Annotated in this window: 1 rRNA gene; it reads right to left on the reverse strand. The window is 39.9% G+C overall.

Annotation, left to right across the window (positions count from 1 at the left end):
- Positions 1–137 precede the first annotated feature (137 nt).
- Positions 138–253 (reverse strand): 16S ribosomal RNA (locus BBI00_RS21000); the annotation flags it as partial.

The raw sequence follows: 253 nt of genomic DNA on the forward strand, positions 1-253 counted from the left end.
TTCTCTTCCCGTTTACTAATTTCTAGTGGGTTTTGTATTTGTAATATATCAACCAAACAAAAAACTAAAGCTATGCTTTAAGTAAGTATAATGTATCTTACGATACTGATTTTGTTTAACGTCTTAAAGACGCTCTAAAATGAGATGTTCCAGCCGCACCTTCCGGTACGGCTACCTTGTTACGACTTAGCCCTAGTTACCTGTTTTACCCTAGGCAGCTCCTGTTACGGTCACCGACTTCAGGTACCCCAGA

The organism is Chryseobacterium arthrosphaerae (assembly GCF_001684965.1).
Classification (GTDB): Bacteria; Bacteroidota; Bacteroidia; order Flavobacteriales; family Weeksellaceae; genus Chryseobacterium; species Chryseobacterium arthrosphaerae.